The organism is Streptomyces sp. NPDC006463, from assembly GCF_042870715.1.
Classification (GTDB): domain Bacteria; phylum Actinomycetota; class Actinomycetes; order Streptomycetales; family Streptomycetaceae; genus Streptomyces.
Map to the genome: position 1 here is coordinate 318,597 of NZ_JBIAHP010000005.1, position 15,560 is coordinate 334,156.

Genomic DNA, 15,560 nt, shown 5'->3' on the forward strand with positions numbered 1-15,560 from the left:
GGCAAGCTTGAAGGATGAACGATGCTGCCCCGGCGCCCACCCCCGCGCCCGCGCCCCGCCGCCGTGCCCGTGTCCGTGCCCCCGAGCTGATCGGCAAGGGCGGCTGGCTGAACACCGGCGGGAAGGAGCTGACCCTCGCCGACCTGCGGGGACGTATTGCGATCCTGGATTTCTGGACCTTCTGCTGCATCAACTGCCTGCACGTCCTCGACGAACTGCGCGAGCTGGAGGAGAAGCACCGCGACACCGTCGTGATCATCGGCGTGCACTCGCCGAAGTTCGCCCACGAGGCCGAGCACGCCTCCGTCGTCGATGCCGTCGAGCGGTACGAGGTGCACCACCCCGTCCTGGACGACCCGGAGCTCGCGACCTGGAAGCAGTACGCCGTACGGGCCTGGCCCACGCTCGTCGTGATCGACCCCGAGGGGTACGTCGTCGCGCAGCACGCCGGTGAGGGGCACGCGCACGCCATCGAGCGGCTCGTCGAGGAACTGGAGGCCGCGCACGAGGCCAAGGGGACGCTGCGGCGCGGCGACGGGCCGTACGTGGCGCCCGAGGCCGTGGCGAGCGACCTGCGGTTCCCCGGGAAGGCGCTGCTCCTGCCCTCCGGGAACTTCCTGGTGTCGGACTCGACGCGGCACCAGCTCGTGGAGCTGGCCGCCGACGGGGAGAGCGTCGTACGGCGCGTCGGCAGCGGGAAGCGCGGCTTCACCTCCGACAGCTTCAGCGAGCCGCAGGGGCTGGCGCTGCTGCCCGACGGGACCGTCGTCGTCGCCGACACGGTCAATCACGCGCTGCGCCGCTTCGACCCGGCCACCGGGGCCGTCGAGACCGTGGCCGGCACCGGCCGGCAGTGGTGGCAGGGCTCGCCCACCTCCGGCCCCGCGCTGGAGGTGGACCTGTCCTCGCCGTGGGACGTGGCCTGGTGGCAGGGCCGGGTGTGGATCGCGATGGCCGGCGTCCACCAGCTGTGGACCTGGGACCCGGAGACCGGCACGGTCGAGGTCGCGGCCGGGACGACCAACGAGGGACTCCTCGACGGGCCCGCCGCCGAGGCCTGGTTCGCCCAGCCCTCCGGTCTCGCGGCTGCCGGGGACCGGCTGTGGATCGCCGACTCCGAGACGAGCGCCCTCAGGTACGTCCACCCCACCGACACCGGCTACGAGGTCACGTCCGCCGTCGGCAGCGGGCTCTTCGACTTCGGCCACCGGGACGGGGACGCGGGCCAGGCCCTGTTCCAGCACCCGCTCGGGGTGACCGCCCTGCCCGACGGCTCGGTCGCGGTGTGCGACACGTACAACCACGCGCTGCGCCGCTACGACCCCGCCACCGGCGAGGTTTCGACGCTCGCCACCGACCTGCGCGAGCCGAGCGACGCCGTGCTGGTCGACGACGACATCGTGGTCGTCGAGTCCGCCCGGCACCGGCTGACCCGGCTGCGCCTCCCGGAGGAGGCGGTACGGGTGGACTCGGTCGCCCACCGGACCCAGCGCGCCGCCACCGAGGTGGCCCCCGGCACGCTCCGCCTCGACGTGGTCTTCCAGGCCCCGAGCGGGCAGAAGCTCGACACCCGCTACGGGCCCTCGACGCGCCTGCTCGTCTCCTCGACCCCGCCCGAGCTCCTCGCCGGCGGCGACGGGGCCGGGACCGACCTGTTCCGGGAGCTCGCGCTGAACCCGGACGTCACCGAGGGCGTGCTGCACGTCTCCGCGATGGCGGCGTCCTGCGACGACGACCCGGCCAACGAGTACCCGGCCTGCCACGTCCACCAGCAGGACTGGGGGGTACCCGTGCGCGTCACCGACGGCGGCGCCGCCCGGCTGCCCCTCGTCCTCGCCGGGATGGACGACGAGGGGTAACCCGGACCGCGAACTCGGTGGCGCCGCGACCCGGCCTTCCTGGGGCTCAGTCCTCCAGGAAGGCCAGCAGGGCGTTCGCCAGCAGGAACGGGTCGTCCGCGCCGCACAGTTCACGGGCGCTGTGCATCGAGAGGATCGCGACGCCGATGTCGACGGTCTGGATGCCGTGGCGGGCGGCCGTGATCGGGCCGATCGTCGTGCCGCACGGCATCGAGTTGTTGGAGACGAAGGTCTGCCACGGCACGCCGGCCCGCTCGCAGGCGCTCGCGAACACCGCGCGCCCGCTGCCGTCCGTCGCGTACCGCTGGTTGACGTTGACCTTCAGGATCGGTCCGCCGTTGGCCCGCGGGTGGTGCGAAGGGTCGTGCCGCTCCGCGTAGTTGGGGTGCACGGCGTGCCCGGTGTCGGAGGACAGGCAGATGGTGCCCGCGAAGGCGCGCGCCCGGTCCTCGTACGAGCCCCCGCGCGCGAAGATTGAACGTTCCAGCACGTTCCCCAGCAGCGGCCCGTCCGCGCCGGTGTCCGACTGCGAGCCGTTCTCCTCGTGGTCGAAGGCGGCCAGCACCGGGATGTGGTGGAGCTTCCCGGCGGTGGACGCGGCGACCAGCGCGGCGACGCCCGCGTGCACCGACAGCAGGTTGTCCATGCGGGGACCGGCGAGCAGCTCGCGGTCGCGGCCGAGGTAGGCGGGGGGCTCGATCGAATGGACCATCAGGTCCCAGCCGGCCACAGAGCCCTGCTCCAGGCCCTCTTCCTCCTCCAGGAACGCGATCAGGTCGCCCTCCTGGACATCGCCCAGACCCCAAATGGGCTGCATGTGCCGCTGCTTGTCGAGCTTGAGCCCGTCGCTGTTCACCGACCGGTCCAGGTGCACGGCCAGTTGGGGCACGCGCAGCAGCGCGCGGTCCACGTTCACCAGACGGTCGGTGCCGTCCCGCAGGGTCAGCCGGCCGGCGAGGCCCAGGTCGCGGTCGAGCCAGGTGTTGAGCAGGGTCCCGCCGTAGATCTCGACGGCGATCTGCCGCCAGCCCTGTGAGCCCGTGTCAGGCAGCGGCTTGACCCGCAGGTTGGGCGAGTCGGTGTGCGCGCCGACGATCCGGAAGGGGGTGTGCGCGGCCGCGCCTTCGGGGACGAACCAGGCGATGAGCGCGCCGCCGCGGAGCACGAACTTGCCCCCGGTGCCCGCATCCCAGGCGTCCGTTTCCGACAACTGCCTGAAGCCTGCCTTTTCCAGCCGCTCGGCCGCGTTGGCCACGGCGTGGTACGGCGACGGACTGGCCGTCAGGAAGGTCATCAGATCGTCGGTGTGGCCGCGGTCGAAGCGGGCGGGAGAGCTCATCGTATTTCCCTTGTGTGGAAGCCCCCGGCTTCAGCCGGGTGAGGAAACGCATTTCCGGCTCGGAGCCTCGCTGCGGAGGATTGCCGCAGCGTGAGGCTGTGACCTGTGCTTGTGTTCGGATCGTGCCCGACCCTAGCGTCCGGGGTGTGGGGATTCCTTCGGTGAAGCGGTCGTTCAAGTACCGTTTCTATCCGACGGACGCGCAGGCCGGGGAACTGTCGCGGACGTTCGGGTGTGTGCGGAAGGTCTACGAGCTGGCTCTCGCCGCCCGAGCCGAGGCCTGGAAGGCGAGCGGCGAGCGGATGGGCTACGGGCGGACGTCGGCCGTGCTCACCGCGTGGAAGAAGACCGAGGAACCGGCCTTCCTGGCGGAGGTGTTGCCGGAGGGGGTGACGCCGTCCACGGTCACGGTCTCGTGCGACAGCACCGGTCGCGAGTGGACGTGTGAGAGCTGCGGGACCGCTCACGACCGGGACGGGAACGCCGCGGTCAGTCTTCTGGCCGCCGGGCCGGCGGCTGCTGCCTGTGGAGCGGATGCGAGACCTCATCGGGAGTCCTCCTCTCGGTCGGGGCGGTCCGTGGCGAAACAGGAATCCCCACTCGTGAGTGTGGGAATCCCCTCCCGCTAGGGAGGGGAGGAAGGCAAGTGGTTCACCTTAACGAGGGTCGGGTTCGTGTTCGTCATGGCCGGACCGCGCGGACAACCGAGAGAACTGGTTCCGCGCCCGCGCGCCTCTGCGGTCGCGTCGATTCTCAGCCCGGCGGGCGCTCGAATCTGCGGTGCAGTTGCCTGCGCTCGCCCCGGCGGATGCGCGGGAGCATCTCCGGGGTCTGCGCGGAGCGCTGCGCGCGCCTCTTGCGTCCGGCGCAGAAGATACAGGCCTCGCCGGGGGGCGCGTCGGGATCGATGGGCGCACCGGGGTGCTCGGAGCAGCCCGAGGCGTTGCGGGGCCGGGACAGCTCACGGGCGACGATGAAGGCGCGGTGGAGGTCGTCGGCGATGCGGACGAAGTCCTCGGCGGGCGAGGACAGGCTCAGGTGGAAGCGCTGGTCCTCGACCGTACGCAGGCACGCGCGCAGCGCGGGCAGCGTGTACGGGCCCTCCGGCACGGGGTAGCCGAGGCGCCGCTGCTCTCCGGCGGGGCCGGCCGCCCGGCCGCCCTGCAGCCGCCGCCCGAGGCGCCGCCGGTCGTTGCAGATCAGGCAGCGGCCCCAGCCTTCGGGCGCCTCGGGGTCGAGGGCGCCGTTGGGGTGCTCGGGGCAGCCGGTGTAGCTCTTGGCGGGTGCCAGCCCGGCGGCGGTCTGGAAGGCCACGTAGAGGGCGTCGGCGATCCCGTCGTACTCGGCGGGGTGGGAGCCGTCGTACAGCTCGCGCAGGTGGTCGCCGAGGCTGCCCAGGCTCGCCTGCAGCTCCTTGAGGGCGTACGGCCGCCCGGTGGGGACGGAGTACCCCCTGCTGCCGTGCTGATCCTGTGGACTCATGCGTACGAGCGTCCCATGAACGACCGACAACGGGGAAAGCCGCAGGACACAGGCCTGTGGCGGGGTACGGCAGCGGCCGGGCCCCCGTGCGGAGGACCCGGCCGCTGGACGTTCGGTGCGCGGTGCGGGCTAGAAAGCGGCCTCGTCGAGCTCCATGAGGGAGTTGTCGACGGCCTCGGCCAGCTGACGCTGGACCGAGACGCCCGGGAGGACCTCCGCGGCGAAGAACTTCGCGGCGGCGATCTTGCCGGTGTAGAACGGCACGTCCTTGGGGGAGGCCGTCGCCAGCTTCTCGGCGGCCACGGCCGCGCCCTTGAGCAGCAGGTATCCGACGACCACGTCGCCGGAGGCCATCAGCAGGCGGGTGGTGTTCTGGCCGACCTTGTAGATGTTCTTGACGTCCTCGCCGGTGGCGGTGAGGTCGACGATCATCTGGCCGACGATGGCCTCCAGGTCCACGGCGGCCTTGGCGAGCGCGTCGCGGGCGCCGGCCAGCTCCTCGCCGCCGACGGCCTCGGCCAGGAACTTCTTGATCGTCTCGGAGAGGACGTTCAGGGAGGCCCCCTGGTCGCGGACGATCTTCCGGAAGAAGAAGTCCTGGCCCTGGATGGCCGTGGTGCCCTCGTAGAGGGTGTCGATCTTGGCGTCGCGGATGTACTGCTCGATCGGGTACTCCTGCAGGTAACCGGAGCCACCGAAGGTCTGCAGGGACTGCGCGAGCTGCTCGTACGACTTCTCCGAGCCGTAGCCCTTCACGATCGGCAGGAGCAGGTCGTTCAGGCCGATGAGGGAGGAGGCGTCCTCGCCCGCGGCCTGCGTCAGCTGGATCTCGTCCTGGACGGAGGCGGTGTACAGGACGAGGGCGCGCATGCCCTCGGCGTACGCCTTCTGCGTCATGAGCGAGCGGCGCACGTCGGGGTGGTGCGTGATGGTGACCTTGGGCGCGGTCTTGTCCATGAAGTTGGCCAGGTCCGGGCCCTGCACGCGCTCCTTGGCGTACTCCAGCGCGTTGAGGTAGCCGGTGGAGAGGGTGGCGATGGCCTTCGTGCCGACCATCATCCGGGCGAACTCGATGATCATGAACATCTGGCGGATGCCGTCGTGCTTGTCGCCGATCAGCCAGCCCTTGGCGGGGTGCTGGTCGCCGAAGGTCATCTCGCACGTGTTGGAGGCCTTGAGGCCCATCTTGTGCTCGACGTTCGTCGCGTAGACGCCGTTGCGCTCGCCCAGCTCGCCGGTCTCCCAGTCGAAGTGGAACTTCGGGACGAGGAAGAGGGACAGGCCCTTGGTGCCCGGGCCGTGGCCCTCGGGGCGGGCGAGGACGTAGTGGAGGATGTTCTCCTCCATGTCGTGCTCACCGGAGGTGATGAAGCGCTTCACGCCCTCGATGTGCCAGGAGCCGTCGGCCTGCTGGATCGCCTTGGTGCGGCCGGCGCCGACGTCCGAGCCGGCGTCCGGCTCGGTGAGGACCATGGTGGAGCCCCAGCGCTTCTCGACGGCTATCTGCGCGACCTTCTTCTGCGCCTCGTTGCCCTCTTCGAAGAGGATGCCGGCGAACGCCGGGCCGGAGGAGTACATCCAGATGGCCGGGTTCGAGCCGAGCAGCAGCTCCGCGTAGGCCCAGATGAGGGAGCGGGGCGAGGTGGTGCCGCCGATCTCCTCGGGCAGGCCCAGGCGCCAGTACTCCGAGTCCATGAAGGCTTCGTAGCTCTTCTTGAAGGAGGCCGGGACCGGCGCGGTGTTGGTGGCCGGGTCGAAGACCGGCGGGTTGCGGTCGGCGTCCTCGAAGGAGGCGGCCAGCTCGTTCTCGGCGAGACGGGTGAGCTCGGACAGGACGCTCTTGGCGGTCTCGGTGTCCATCTCCTCGAACGGACCGGTGCCGTACAGCTTGTCGCGGCCGAGCACCTCGAAGAGGTTGAACTCGATGTCGCGGAGATTCGACTTGTAGTGCCCCATGGCGACGGCTCCGTTAAGGCTCGGGGAGACAGGTTCCTCGTACATACCGAGTGCATACCGATCGGTAACGTAATGATGCTACCCACGGGTAATAAGACGCAACCCTTGGCGGGCAATGTGACCAGCGTCAAAGCTCGCACCAAACGGTCTTGGTGTCCGGGCCCTGGGTGACCCCCCAGCTCAGGGCTACGGCGTCGACCAGGGCCAGCCCCCGCCCGGACTCGTCGCCGTCGGCCGCCTGCCGCGGTGCGGGCCACACCCGCGGCTCGGGATCGGTGAGCTCGACCCGCGTACGGGTTGCCCTTCCGGTGATCTGCAGGGTGACGGGCGTGCCTTCGCCGAGGTGGGTGATCACGTTGGTCAGCTCGCTGACGCAGAGCTCCGCGTCGGGGCAGACCGGGCCGAGGTGCTCCCGCACGGCCAGCCGAAGTTCGGCACCGCCTTCGGTACGGCGAGCAGCCCCGCGGTGAACGGCCGCACCGGTCGGCCCCGGCCGGCGCCTGGAGGGCGGCGGCCAGGCGGCTGGCGGTGTCGGTGTTGCAGTTGCCGAGGGCAAGGAGGGGTGGGGTCCGGTCCGGTACGTGTCCGCGTAGGAGGGGGAGATGGAGGTCGAGGGAGGGCAGCGCGATCCCGTGCGCGGCAAGGGCGGCGCGGAGCTTTGTCAGGGCCTCGATCGCCTCGCGGTCGGCGGCGTGGTGACTCATGGGGATTCCGTTCCTGTGCGGACTGACTGTGACGAACCGCGACGCGTCGGCGACCGAGGCCTTCCCCGGTGCCGCCCGCTGGCGCAAGAGCAGCCACAGCGACGGCACTGGTGGTGACTGCGTCGAGGTCGCGGACGGCCTGGTCGGGATCGTTCCCGTCGGGGACTCGAAGAGGCCACACGAGCCCGCGGTGATCGTCACGGCCGGCGCGTGGGTGCCGTTCGTGCGGGCGCTGAAGGCGGGGAAACCGTCCGGCTGACGCCCGCCGCCGGGCAGCAGTGGCCGGTACCGGCCGGTACGGCTTCGGCCGCTCGGTAGGCTGGCGCCCATGTACGGCTACGACCAGAACCCGGGTGCCCAGCAGCAGTATGCGCAGCAGCCCCCGCAGGGCTACGCGCAGCAGGCGCCGCCGCTGTACCCGGAGCCGTCGCCGCCGTCCCTCGCGGACGCGGTACGCGCCTTCACGACCGGGTCGCTGTCCGCCGAGGACTTCCAGCAGATCTTCGCCACCTCGAAGGTCTACTGTCCGCGCGGCGAAACACCGGGCTTCCTGGCGCTGCACAACACGCAGCAACCGGTCATCCCGATGTTCACCACGCTCAAGGAGCTGCGCCGGTACGCCGGCAAGGAGTCGAAGTACTTCGTGATCACCGGCGCGGAGGTCATCGACCTGCTGCCGACCGGGTACGGCTTCGTCCTCGACATGGAGGGCGACCACCGGATGGTCTTCGACGCGAAGGCGGTCGAGCAGATGGTCGACTTCGCGATGCGCCGCATGTACGGCTAGCTACAACGGCGGCTGAGCGTCACCGCGTCGTCGTGAGCAGGACCGGCAGGGCCGTGACCTCGACCGTCCCGTCGGTGCCGACGGGTGAGGTCGTGCCGTCGAGGTGGCGTACCGCGCTCACGCCCCGAGGCGCCTTCAGGCGCGCCGTGCCGGTGGGGGCCCACACGATCGCCAGTTCGGTGCCGTCGCGGTCGAACCGGCACTGCCAGACCCCCACCGGCAGCCCCGCCGCGAGGCCGTTGCCGCAGGAGTGGATCCGGGTGCCGTGCACCCAGCGGCGCAGTTCCTCGACGTACAGGGCAGCCCGGGTCGGAGGCTGCCCCTCGGGCTGCATCACGATGGGGATCTTGACGCCGCCCCAGTTGTAGAAGTACATGCGCTGGTAGCGCGCGTACAGGCCGACGAGGAAGAAGCGGACGGCGTTCGCGGAGGCCGCCGGCTCTTCGAGGGGCTTCTCGAGCATGATGTCGTACGTGGTGCCCGTGCTCCACAGCTTGGGGTGCGATCCGCCCCGGTGGAAGGCGCGGTCGATCTCGCCGACCAGGCCGAGCATCTGCTCCGGCGGGTCCGAGGCGGTGCGCTGGTACAGCTTGACCCCCGCGACGTCGCAGGAGTCGTACCCGCGCAGCTCGGAGAAGCGCTCCAGCATGCCCATCCCCTCGGCTTCCCAGAGCCGGCCCATGGAGGGGCAGACGACGGTCGCGTCCGGATCGACGGCGTCGAGCACGGCCTTGGCGCTGCGGGTCATCTCGACCAGGGTCTCCAGGCTGCCGCTGAAGTAGCGGGGGTCGTTGCCCATGACCCACAGCTCGTACGCGTCGATACGGCCCCGGTAGCGGCCGGCCACCGCCGCGACGAAGGCCGTCCAGTCGGCGAGGTCGTCGGGCGGGCTGGTGCGCGATCCGTCGTCGTACGCCGTGTGCGGGCCGCCCGGGCTCGCCCAGTCGGGCGTGCCTCCCATGGTGAAGAGCACGGGCAGGCCCGCCTCGTTGGCGGCGGTGACCAGCCGGTCGAGGACCGACCAGTCGTACACGCCGCGCCGCGGCTGGATGTTGGACCACCGGGTCCGGCTGTCCCAGAGGCGGACGGTGTCGATCTGGAAGGTGGGCATGGCGCCGGTGGAGGAGTTGAGCGTCATCCCGAAGATGCCGTTCGACACGGGGGTCGGGACCTGGGTCCAGGGCGCGGCGGTGGCGGACGTGGGGGGTGCCGTGGCGGCCCGGCGCGGGGCGGGCACGGAACCGCTGAGCGATACCACGGACAGCAGGACCAACGCGAACGAGGCGACGGCGAAGCGCGCGCCGGCGGGCGGGCGGCGGGCCGCCCGCCGCGGGGCGGGCGGCGGGACCGGCTGTGGGGCAGGGCCCGCGACGTCGGCGCCTTCGGCCCTTTCCCCCGTTTCGGCCCCCTCGCCTCCGGCCGGGTCCGGACCCGGGTCGCTCTCCGCGGCGGAGGCCGCCACCCACAGGCGGTAAAGATCGGCCAGCTCACGAGGACTCGCACCGCATAATCGGGCGATTTTCTCCGCTGTTCCGAACTCGACGGGAATGACGATTCCCCGGCAATAGCGGTGCACCGACGAGCGGCTCATATGCGCTTTTCGGGCCAGCGACTCGTAGCTGTAGCCGCGCCGGTCCTTGAATTCGGTGAGCCGATCCGCGAATTGCTGCCGGGCCCTGGCCGTGCGGGCCGGCCCCGGTTGGTTCCCCTCCGTATGCCCTGCGCTGGACTCGCTCACGAACGATCCCCCCTCGGCGCCGGCCGCCCGTCCCAGGCGTCGGCATTTATGCAGGTCGGGATAGGTGAATCATCCCAGCGTCCCAGCTTAGTCCACACCGTTGCAGCGTCGCCCGGTCATTTCGCAGTCTGTGGTGCAGCGGGGGTCGGAGCCGCCGCGGACAAACGGCTACATCGGAGGAATGCGAGACATGTCTCCGCGTGATCCGGGCCTTTCCCTTTGTGCCCGCTCCGCCTCCGGCAGCATCGCTAGACAGAATGTCGGACGGGGTTTCCGTCTCTGTGTGTACAGCATTACCGCGGAAGGCCGTCTCGGTCCAATGGCCAGGGAGAAAACAGTAATGGCACGTATGTCGATCCGCACGAAGCTCGCCGCCGTCGTCGCCACGGGGGCACTGGCGCTCGGTATGGGTGTGCTGGCGACGGGGACCGCGCAAGCGGACTCGTTCCAGTGTCCGGAGGGGGCCGTGTGTATCTACGGCCAGAACGCTGGATGGGACACCCGTCCGACCGACATGTACTGGAGCGTCGGCGTGCACAAGCTCTACAACCAGGAGGGGTCGCACATCGTCTACAACAATCAGACCTGGGGCTGGACCGTACAGCTCTGCAGGACCTCCTACGGCACCGATTGTCTGCCCAAGATGCGCCCCGGCGACGGCTGGCCGGAGAACCTCTCGCCGATCAACTCGATCCGTATCGCGTCCTCGTAGCAGTGAAGGAGACCCTCATGGTCCGCAAAACGGTCCTGCGCAGTCTCGCCGTGAGCGTGGCGGCAACGTGTGGCTTGCTCGCGGGTGTCGCGCCCGCACATGCCGTCGTCGGCGGCGATGTCATCCGGCACGACAGCATCCAGAACTTGGTCATCGCCAAGGACATCGCCGCTTACAACGCCGGCCGGGGCAGCAACTGTGCGATCTGGAACTGGGACGGCGGCAACGCGTCGAACTGGGTCAACCCCGGTGGGAACTGTACGACCGCCAGCATGAACGGTCGGACCTACAGCTGGACGGTGTTCGGTGACACGGACGCCTTCACCCTGCAGTTCGAGGACTACTGGCTGAACATGCACGGCACCTGGCACCGGATCGGCGCGAACGTCTACACCAAGATCTATGACGTGGAGAACGCCGACTGCTATCGGGAGTCCGACGGCGTCAACTGCTACGTCTCGTGGGCGTGAGCCAACCCTCCTGACCTGCGGTTCCAGGTCGAGAGGGTGCGGTGAGGGACGAGTGAGCCCCGGGGGAATTCCCCCGGGGCTCCTTCTGTTCTGTCGGGTGTGGCAGAAAGTTCGAGTTTCAACTAAACTCGACGCAGAAGGAGGTCCTGACCATGCCCGCAGTGACTGTTGAGAACCCGTTGACGCTTCCTCGCGTGGCCGAGCCGCAGGCGGTCGTTCCGCGCAAGGTGCTGGCCGTCACCACCGCTCCCGGTGGGTTCGAGGGTGAGGGATTCCCGGTGCGCCGCGCATTCGCGGGGATCAACTACCAGCACCTCGACCCGTTCATCATGATGGACCAGATGGGCGAGGTGGAGTACGCCCCGGGCGAGCCCAAGGGCACCCCGTGGCACCCGCACCGTGGCTTCGAGACCGTGACGTACCTGATCGACGGAACCTTCGTCCACCAGGACACCAACGGCGGCGGCGGTGTCATCAACGGCGGTGACACGCAGTGGATGACCGCCGGTTCGGGCCTGCTGCACATCGAGGCTCCGCCGGAGTCCCTCGTCGTCAGCGGCGGGCTGTTCCACGGCCTCCAGCTGTGGGTGAACCTGCCGGCCTCCGACAAGATGATGCCCCCGCGCTACCAGGACATCGGCGGCGGCCAGGTCCAGCTGCTGACCACCCCGGACGGCGGCGCCCTGCTCCGCGTGATCGCCGGTGAGCTCGACGGGCACCAGGGTCCGGGCATCACCCACACCCCGATCACGATGATCCACGCGACCGTCACGCCGGGCGCGCAGATCACCCTGCCGTGGCGCGAGGACTTCAACGCCCTGGCGTACGTGCTGGCCGGGCGCGGGTCGGTCGGCGAGGACCGCAGGCCCGTCCACACCGGGCAGACGGCCGTCTTCGGCGAGGGCGGCTCGCTCACGCTGCGGGCGGACGAGTCCCAGGACTCCAACGCCCCGGACCTGGAGATCGTCCTCCTCGGCGGCCGTCCGATACGGGAGCCGATGGCGCACTACGGCCCGTTCGTCATGAACAGCAAGCACGAACTCCAGCAGGCCTTCGACGACTTCCAGGCCGGCCGGCTGGGGCGCATCCCCACCACCGCCCGCACGGGGCTCGGCCACCGCGGCGCGGGCGACGCGCAGGACTGACCGGTCCGGACGGGATCCCGGCAGGCACTCCGTCCGGGGAGTCCGTTGCGCTAGGCGGTATCCACGGGCCCGGGTCGCGGCGCATCGCCGTACCGGGCCCGCAGTTCCGAGATCACCCCGAAGAAGGCCGCCGTCAGCGGTACCGCCAGCAGCATCCCGAGGACCCCGGCGATGCTCGCCCCGGCGGTGATGGCCAGCATGACCACGGCCGGGTGCATCTGCACCGTGCGGCTCTGCACCAGGGGCTGGAGCACGTACCCCTCGATCATCTGCACCGCCAGCACCAGACCGAGCGCCCACAGGCCGATGACCCAGCCCCGGTCGGCGAGGGCGACGAGGACCGCCACGGCGCCCGACAGGAAGGCGCCGAGGTAGGGGATGTAGGCGGTCACGAAGACCAGCGAGGCCAGGCCCAGGGCGCCGGGCACGTCGAGGACCAGCAGGCCCGCGCCGATCAGTACGGCGTCGACCAGGGCCACGAAGGTGGTCCCGCGCATGAAGCCCTCGACGGCCTCGAAGGCTCGCCGCCCCATGGCCTCCATCAGGTCGCCGGACCGGCTCGGGACCAGCGAGCGCAGCATCCCCACGGCCCGGTGGGAGTCGCGCAGGAAGAAGAAGATCAGCACCAGCGAGAGCAGGGCCATCGCGATCATCGAGCCGACCACGCTGAGCCCTGCGACCACGCCCGACGCGGCGGTGCTGCCGAATTTCGTGAGCAGCTCCTTGGAGTTCGCGGTGACGTCCTCCAGCGAGGTGCCGACCGCCCCGAAGTGCCCGGCGAGGGTCTCGCCGGCCCGCCGGAGCGCGTCGACGATCTGATCGCCGGTCTCGATGAGCGCGAGGACGACGATGTACGTGGCCCCGCCGACGACCGCGACCACGGCGAGGCAGGTCAGGGCCGCGGCGAGCGAGCGGTTCATCCTCATGGCGACCAGGCGCCGGTGCATCGGCCCGAGCAGGGCCGTGCCGAGCACGGCCAGCAGTACGGGCGTGACGGCGGTCTGGAAGACGATGCACAGCCACACGCCGACGGCGAGGACCGCGGTCACGAGCAGGGCGACCGCGCACCAGGCGGCGAGCCGCCGCACGGGCTCCGGCAGGAGGGGATCGGGCACCGCTGTATCCAATCACGGTCCGTCAGACCGCCCCCGGTGCCCGGGCTCAGAACACCGGGACGGCGTCCGCCTTGGACTGCTCGTGCAGTTCGAACCAGATCGACTTGCCCTCGCCCTGCGGGTCCACGCCCCAGGTGTCGGCCAGCATCTCCATCAGCAGCACGCCGCGGCCGCTGGAGGCCATCTCGCCGGGGTGCCGCTTGTGCGGGGGCTCGTCGCTGGAGTCCGCGACCTCGACGCGCAGCCGACGCCCGCCCAGCTCGCCCGCCGCCTCCGCGACCAGGAGCGCGTCGCCGTCGGTGTGCACCAGTACGTTCGTCACCATCTCGGAGACCATGAGCACCGCCGAATCCACCTGCTCGGGGTCGGCCCAGTCGTGCAGCAGCTCGCGGATCTGGCGGCGGGCGCCCGCGATCCGTTCCGGTTCGGCCTGGGCCACGGTCAGCATCGTGCGGCGGGCCGGCCGGCCGGGGTGGAGCTGCGGGGAGCCGCAGCCGCAGCCGCCGCCCTCGCGGCACAGCAGCACCACGGCTATGTCGTCCTCGCGGCGGTCGGCCAGCGGGCCGGTGGTGTGGTGCGAGGACGGCCCGTGGACGGCCTGGACCAGCAGGTCGGCCAGCTTTTCGAGGTGGCCGCCGTCGAGGTCCGTCTCGGTCTCCAGGATCGCGCGCAGCCGGGCCCAGCCGGTGTCCAGGTCGTGCCCGCCGGTCTCGATGAGCCCGTCGGTGCACAGCATCATCGTCTCGCCCGGTTCCAGGGTGAACCGGGTGGTCGGGTAGTCGGTGTCCGGGACGATCCCGAGGGGGAGGCCGCCCGCCGTGGGGCGCATCAGGACGGTGCCGTCCGTCATCCGGATCGCGGGGTCGGGGTGGCCGGCGCGGGCCACCTCCAGCACTCCGGTCCGCGGGTCGCACTCCACGTACAGGCAGGTCGCGAACCGCGGGCTCTGGAAGTCCGGGTCGGCGCCGGGGTCGAGGTCCGGGTCCTCGGGGGAATCGGACTCCTGCGAAGAGCACAGCCCGGCCAGGAATCGGGAGGCGCGGGAGAGCACCGCGTCCGGGCGGTGGCCCTCGGAGGCGTACGCCCGTACCGCGATCCGCAGCTGGCCCATCAGCCCGGCCGCGCGCACGTCGTGGCCCTGCACATCGCCGATGACCAGCGCGAACCGTCCCGAGGGCAGCGGGATCATGTCGTACCAGTCGCCGCCGACCTGGAGCCCGCCGCCGGTCGGGACGTACCGGGCGGCGATCTGCATGCCGGGGATCTCGGGGCCGAGCTGCGGCATCATCGACCGCTGCAGGCCCGTGGTGAGTTCCCGCTCCGATTCGGCCACCCCGGCGCGCTGGAGGGCCTGTGCGAGCATCCGGGCCACAGTGGTCAGGACGGACCGCTCGTCGGGGGAGAAGGACACCGGGTGCTTGAAGGCGGCCATCCAGGCGCCCATGGTCCGTCCGGCCACGATCAGGGGCAGGAAGGCCCAGGACACCCGGTCGAAGCGCTGGGCGAGCGGCCAGGTGGCCGGGAAGCGCCGTTTGTAGTCCTCCGGACTGGGCAGGTAGATCGCCCGGCCGTTACGGGCGACCTCCGCGGCCGGGTAGTCCGTCTCCAGCGTCATGTCCGTGAAGGGGCCCTCGTCCCCCGGACCGTGCCCGTGGTGCCCGATGACCGACAGCCGGTCCCCGGCCACGCCGAAGACGGCCAGGCCGTCCGGGCTGAACCCGGGCATGGACAGCGAGGCCGCGACCCGCAGCACCTCCGCCGTGGAGCGGGCCTCCGCCAGGGCCCGGCCGGCGTCCAGCAGGAAGGCCTCGCGGGAGCGCCGCCAGTCACCGGTGATCGGGGTGTGCGCGGCGGTGGTGCCGGGCTGCGGCTCGGCGATCTCCTGGATGGTGCCGATCAGCTCGTAGTCGACGCGGCCGTCGGCGCCGCGGTTCTCCAGCGGTTTGGAGCGGCTGCGTACGGTCCGCAGGACCCGCCCGTCCTCGTCCATGATCCGCAGCCTGGCCTCGGCGAGCGTGCCCTCGGCGACGGCCAGGTTCACGATGCCGTTGATCTCGTTCCAGTCCACCGGGTGGAACCGCGACCGTACGGCGACCTCCGGCAGCACCACGGGCTCGGCGGGCAGCCCGAGGAGCCGGGCGGCCTCGTTGTCGAGGGTGACCGTCCCGGAGGCGTTGTCCCATCTCCACAAGCCGGTCGCGATGGCGGTCAGGACGTCCTCGGTGCGCACCCGGCCATCTTTACAGGTCATCA

General features: G+C 70.8%; 14 protein-coding genes and 1 pseudogene. 8 read left to right on the forward strand and 7 right to left on the reverse strand.

What is annotated here, in order from left to right; genetic code table 11:
- Nucleotides 1-14: 14 nt before the first annotated feature.
- The gene (locus ACFYOB_RS12460; protein ID WP_388558426.1) at nucleotides 15-1,859 is read left to right on the forward strand and encodes an NHL domain-containing thioredoxin family protein; all 1,845 of its coding nucleotides are present in this window, start codon (nucleotides 15-17) and stop codon (nucleotides 1,857-1,859) included.
- Between the two features lie 46 nt (nucleotides 1,860-1,905).
- Here ACFYOB_RS12460 and ACFYOB_RS12465 read toward each other — a convergent pair whose 3' ends face one another.
- The gene (locus tag ACFYOB_RS12465) at nucleotides 1,906-3,198 is read right to left on the reverse strand and encodes a M18 family aminopeptidase (RefSeq protein ID WP_388558429.1); all 1,293 of its coding nucleotides are present in this window, start codon (nucleotides 3,196-3,198) and stop codon (nucleotides 1,906-1,908) included.
- Nucleotides 3,199-3,350: 152 nt separating this feature from the next.
- Here ACFYOB_RS12465 and ACFYOB_RS12470 point away from each other — a divergent pair.
- Together ACFYOB_RS12470 and ACFYOB_RS12475 are read left to right on the forward strand one after the other, a co-directional pair.
- A pseudogene (locus ACFYOB_RS12470) lies at nucleotides 3,351-3,575 on the forward strand (helix-turn-helix domain-containing protein); the annotation flags it as partial.
- 12 nt (nucleotides 3,576-3,587) lie between these two features.
- A complete protein-coding gene (locus tag ACFYOB_RS12475; RefSeq protein ID WP_388558702.1) occupies nucleotides 3,588-3,827 on the forward strand; it encodes a zinc ribbon domain-containing protein in 240 nt (79 codons plus the stop codon).
- Between the two features lie 124 nt (nucleotides 3,828-3,951).
- Here ACFYOB_RS12475 and ACFYOB_RS12480 read toward each other — a convergent pair whose 3' ends face one another.
- From ACFYOB_RS12480 to ACFYOB_RS12490, 3 genes are all read right to left on the reverse strand, one after another.
- A complete protein-coding gene (locus tag ACFYOB_RS12480; RefSeq protein WP_388558432.1) occupies nucleotides 3,952-4,680 on the reverse strand; it encodes a hypothetical protein in 729 nt (242 codons plus the stop codon).
- 129 nt (nucleotides 4,681-4,809) lie between these two features.
- A complete protein-coding gene (locus tag ACFYOB_RS12485) occupies nucleotides 4,810-6,636 on the reverse strand; it encodes an acyl-CoA dehydrogenase (RefSeq protein WP_388558705.1) in 1,827 nt (608 codons plus the stop codon).
- Between the two features lie 127 nt (nucleotides 6,637-6,763).
- On the reverse strand, nucleotides 6,764-7,054 hold the full coding sequence (locus ACFYOB_RS12490) for an ATP-binding protein (protein WP_388558434.1): 291 nt from the start codon (nucleotides 7,052-7,054) through the stop codon (nucleotides 6,764-6,766).
- A 284-nt stretch (nucleotides 7,055-7,338) separates the two neighbouring features.
- Here ACFYOB_RS12490 and ACFYOB_RS12495 point away from each other — a divergent pair, with 284 nt between their 5' ends.
- Together ACFYOB_RS12495 and ACFYOB_RS12500 are read left to right on the forward strand one after the other, a co-directional pair.
- Nucleotides 7,339-7,599: a DUF397 domain-containing protein gene (locus ACFYOB_RS12495; protein ID WP_388558437.1), complete on the forward strand. Its 261-nt coding sequence runs from the start codon at nucleotides 7,339-7,341 to the stop codon at nucleotides 7,597-7,599.
- Nucleotides 7,600-7,668: 69 nt separating this feature from the next.
- The gene (locus ACFYOB_RS12500; RefSeq protein ID WP_356871053.1) at nucleotides 7,669-8,127 is read left to right on the forward strand and encodes an SseB family protein; all 459 of its coding nucleotides are present in this window, start codon (nucleotides 7,669-7,671) and stop codon (nucleotides 8,125-8,127) included.
- A gap of 19 nt (nucleotides 8,128-8,146) precedes the next feature.
- On the opposite strand, the gene ACFYOB_RS12505 is transcribed toward ACFYOB_RS12500, so the two are convergent.
- Nucleotides 8,147-9,865: a helix-turn-helix domain-containing protein gene (locus ACFYOB_RS12505; RefSeq protein WP_388558440.1), complete on the reverse strand. Its 1,719-nt coding sequence runs from the start codon at nucleotides 9,863-9,865 to the stop codon at nucleotides 8,147-8,149.
- A 340-nt stretch (nucleotides 9,866-10,205) separates the two neighbouring features.
- On the opposite strand from ACFYOB_RS12505, the gene ACFYOB_RS12510 reads away from it, so the two are divergent.
- From ACFYOB_RS12510 to ACFYOB_RS12520, 3 genes are all read left to right on the forward strand, one after another.
- Complete coding sequence (locus ACFYOB_RS12510) at nucleotides 10,206-10,577, forward strand: hypothetical protein (protein WP_388558442.1); 372 nt, start codon at nucleotides 10,206-10,208, stop codon at nucleotides 10,575-10,577.
- Between the two features lie 17 nt (nucleotides 10,578-10,594).
- On the forward strand, nucleotides 10,595-11,047 hold the full coding sequence (locus tag ACFYOB_RS12515; RefSeq protein WP_388558445.1) for a hypothetical protein: 453 nt from the start codon (nucleotides 10,595-10,597) through the stop codon (nucleotides 11,045-11,047).
- A gap of 152 nt (nucleotides 11,048-11,199) precedes the next feature.
- Nucleotides 11,200-12,192, forward strand: a complete 993-nt coding sequence (locus ACFYOB_RS12520) for a pirin family protein (protein WP_388558448.1) — start codon at nucleotides 11,200-11,202, stop codon at nucleotides 12,190-12,192.
- Between the two features lie 50 nt (nucleotides 12,193-12,242).
- Here the strand turns inward: ACFYOB_RS12520 and ACFYOB_RS12525 are convergent, their stop codons facing one another.
- Together ACFYOB_RS12525 and ACFYOB_RS12530 are read right to left on the reverse strand one after the other, a co-directional pair.
- Nucleotides 12,243-13,307, reverse strand: coding sequence for an AI-2E family transporter (locus ACFYOB_RS12525; protein WP_388558451.1), 1,065 nt, complete (start codon nucleotides 13,305-13,307; stop codon nucleotides 12,243-12,245).
- A gap of 46 nt (nucleotides 13,308-13,353) precedes the next feature.
- The gene (locus tag ACFYOB_RS12530) at nucleotides 13,354-15,537 is read right to left on the reverse strand and encodes a SpoIIE family protein phosphatase (RefSeq protein ID WP_388558708.1); all 2,184 of its coding nucleotides are present in this window, start codon (nucleotides 15,535-15,537) and stop codon (nucleotides 13,354-13,356) included.
- Nucleotides 15,538-15,560 lie beyond the last annotated feature (23 nt).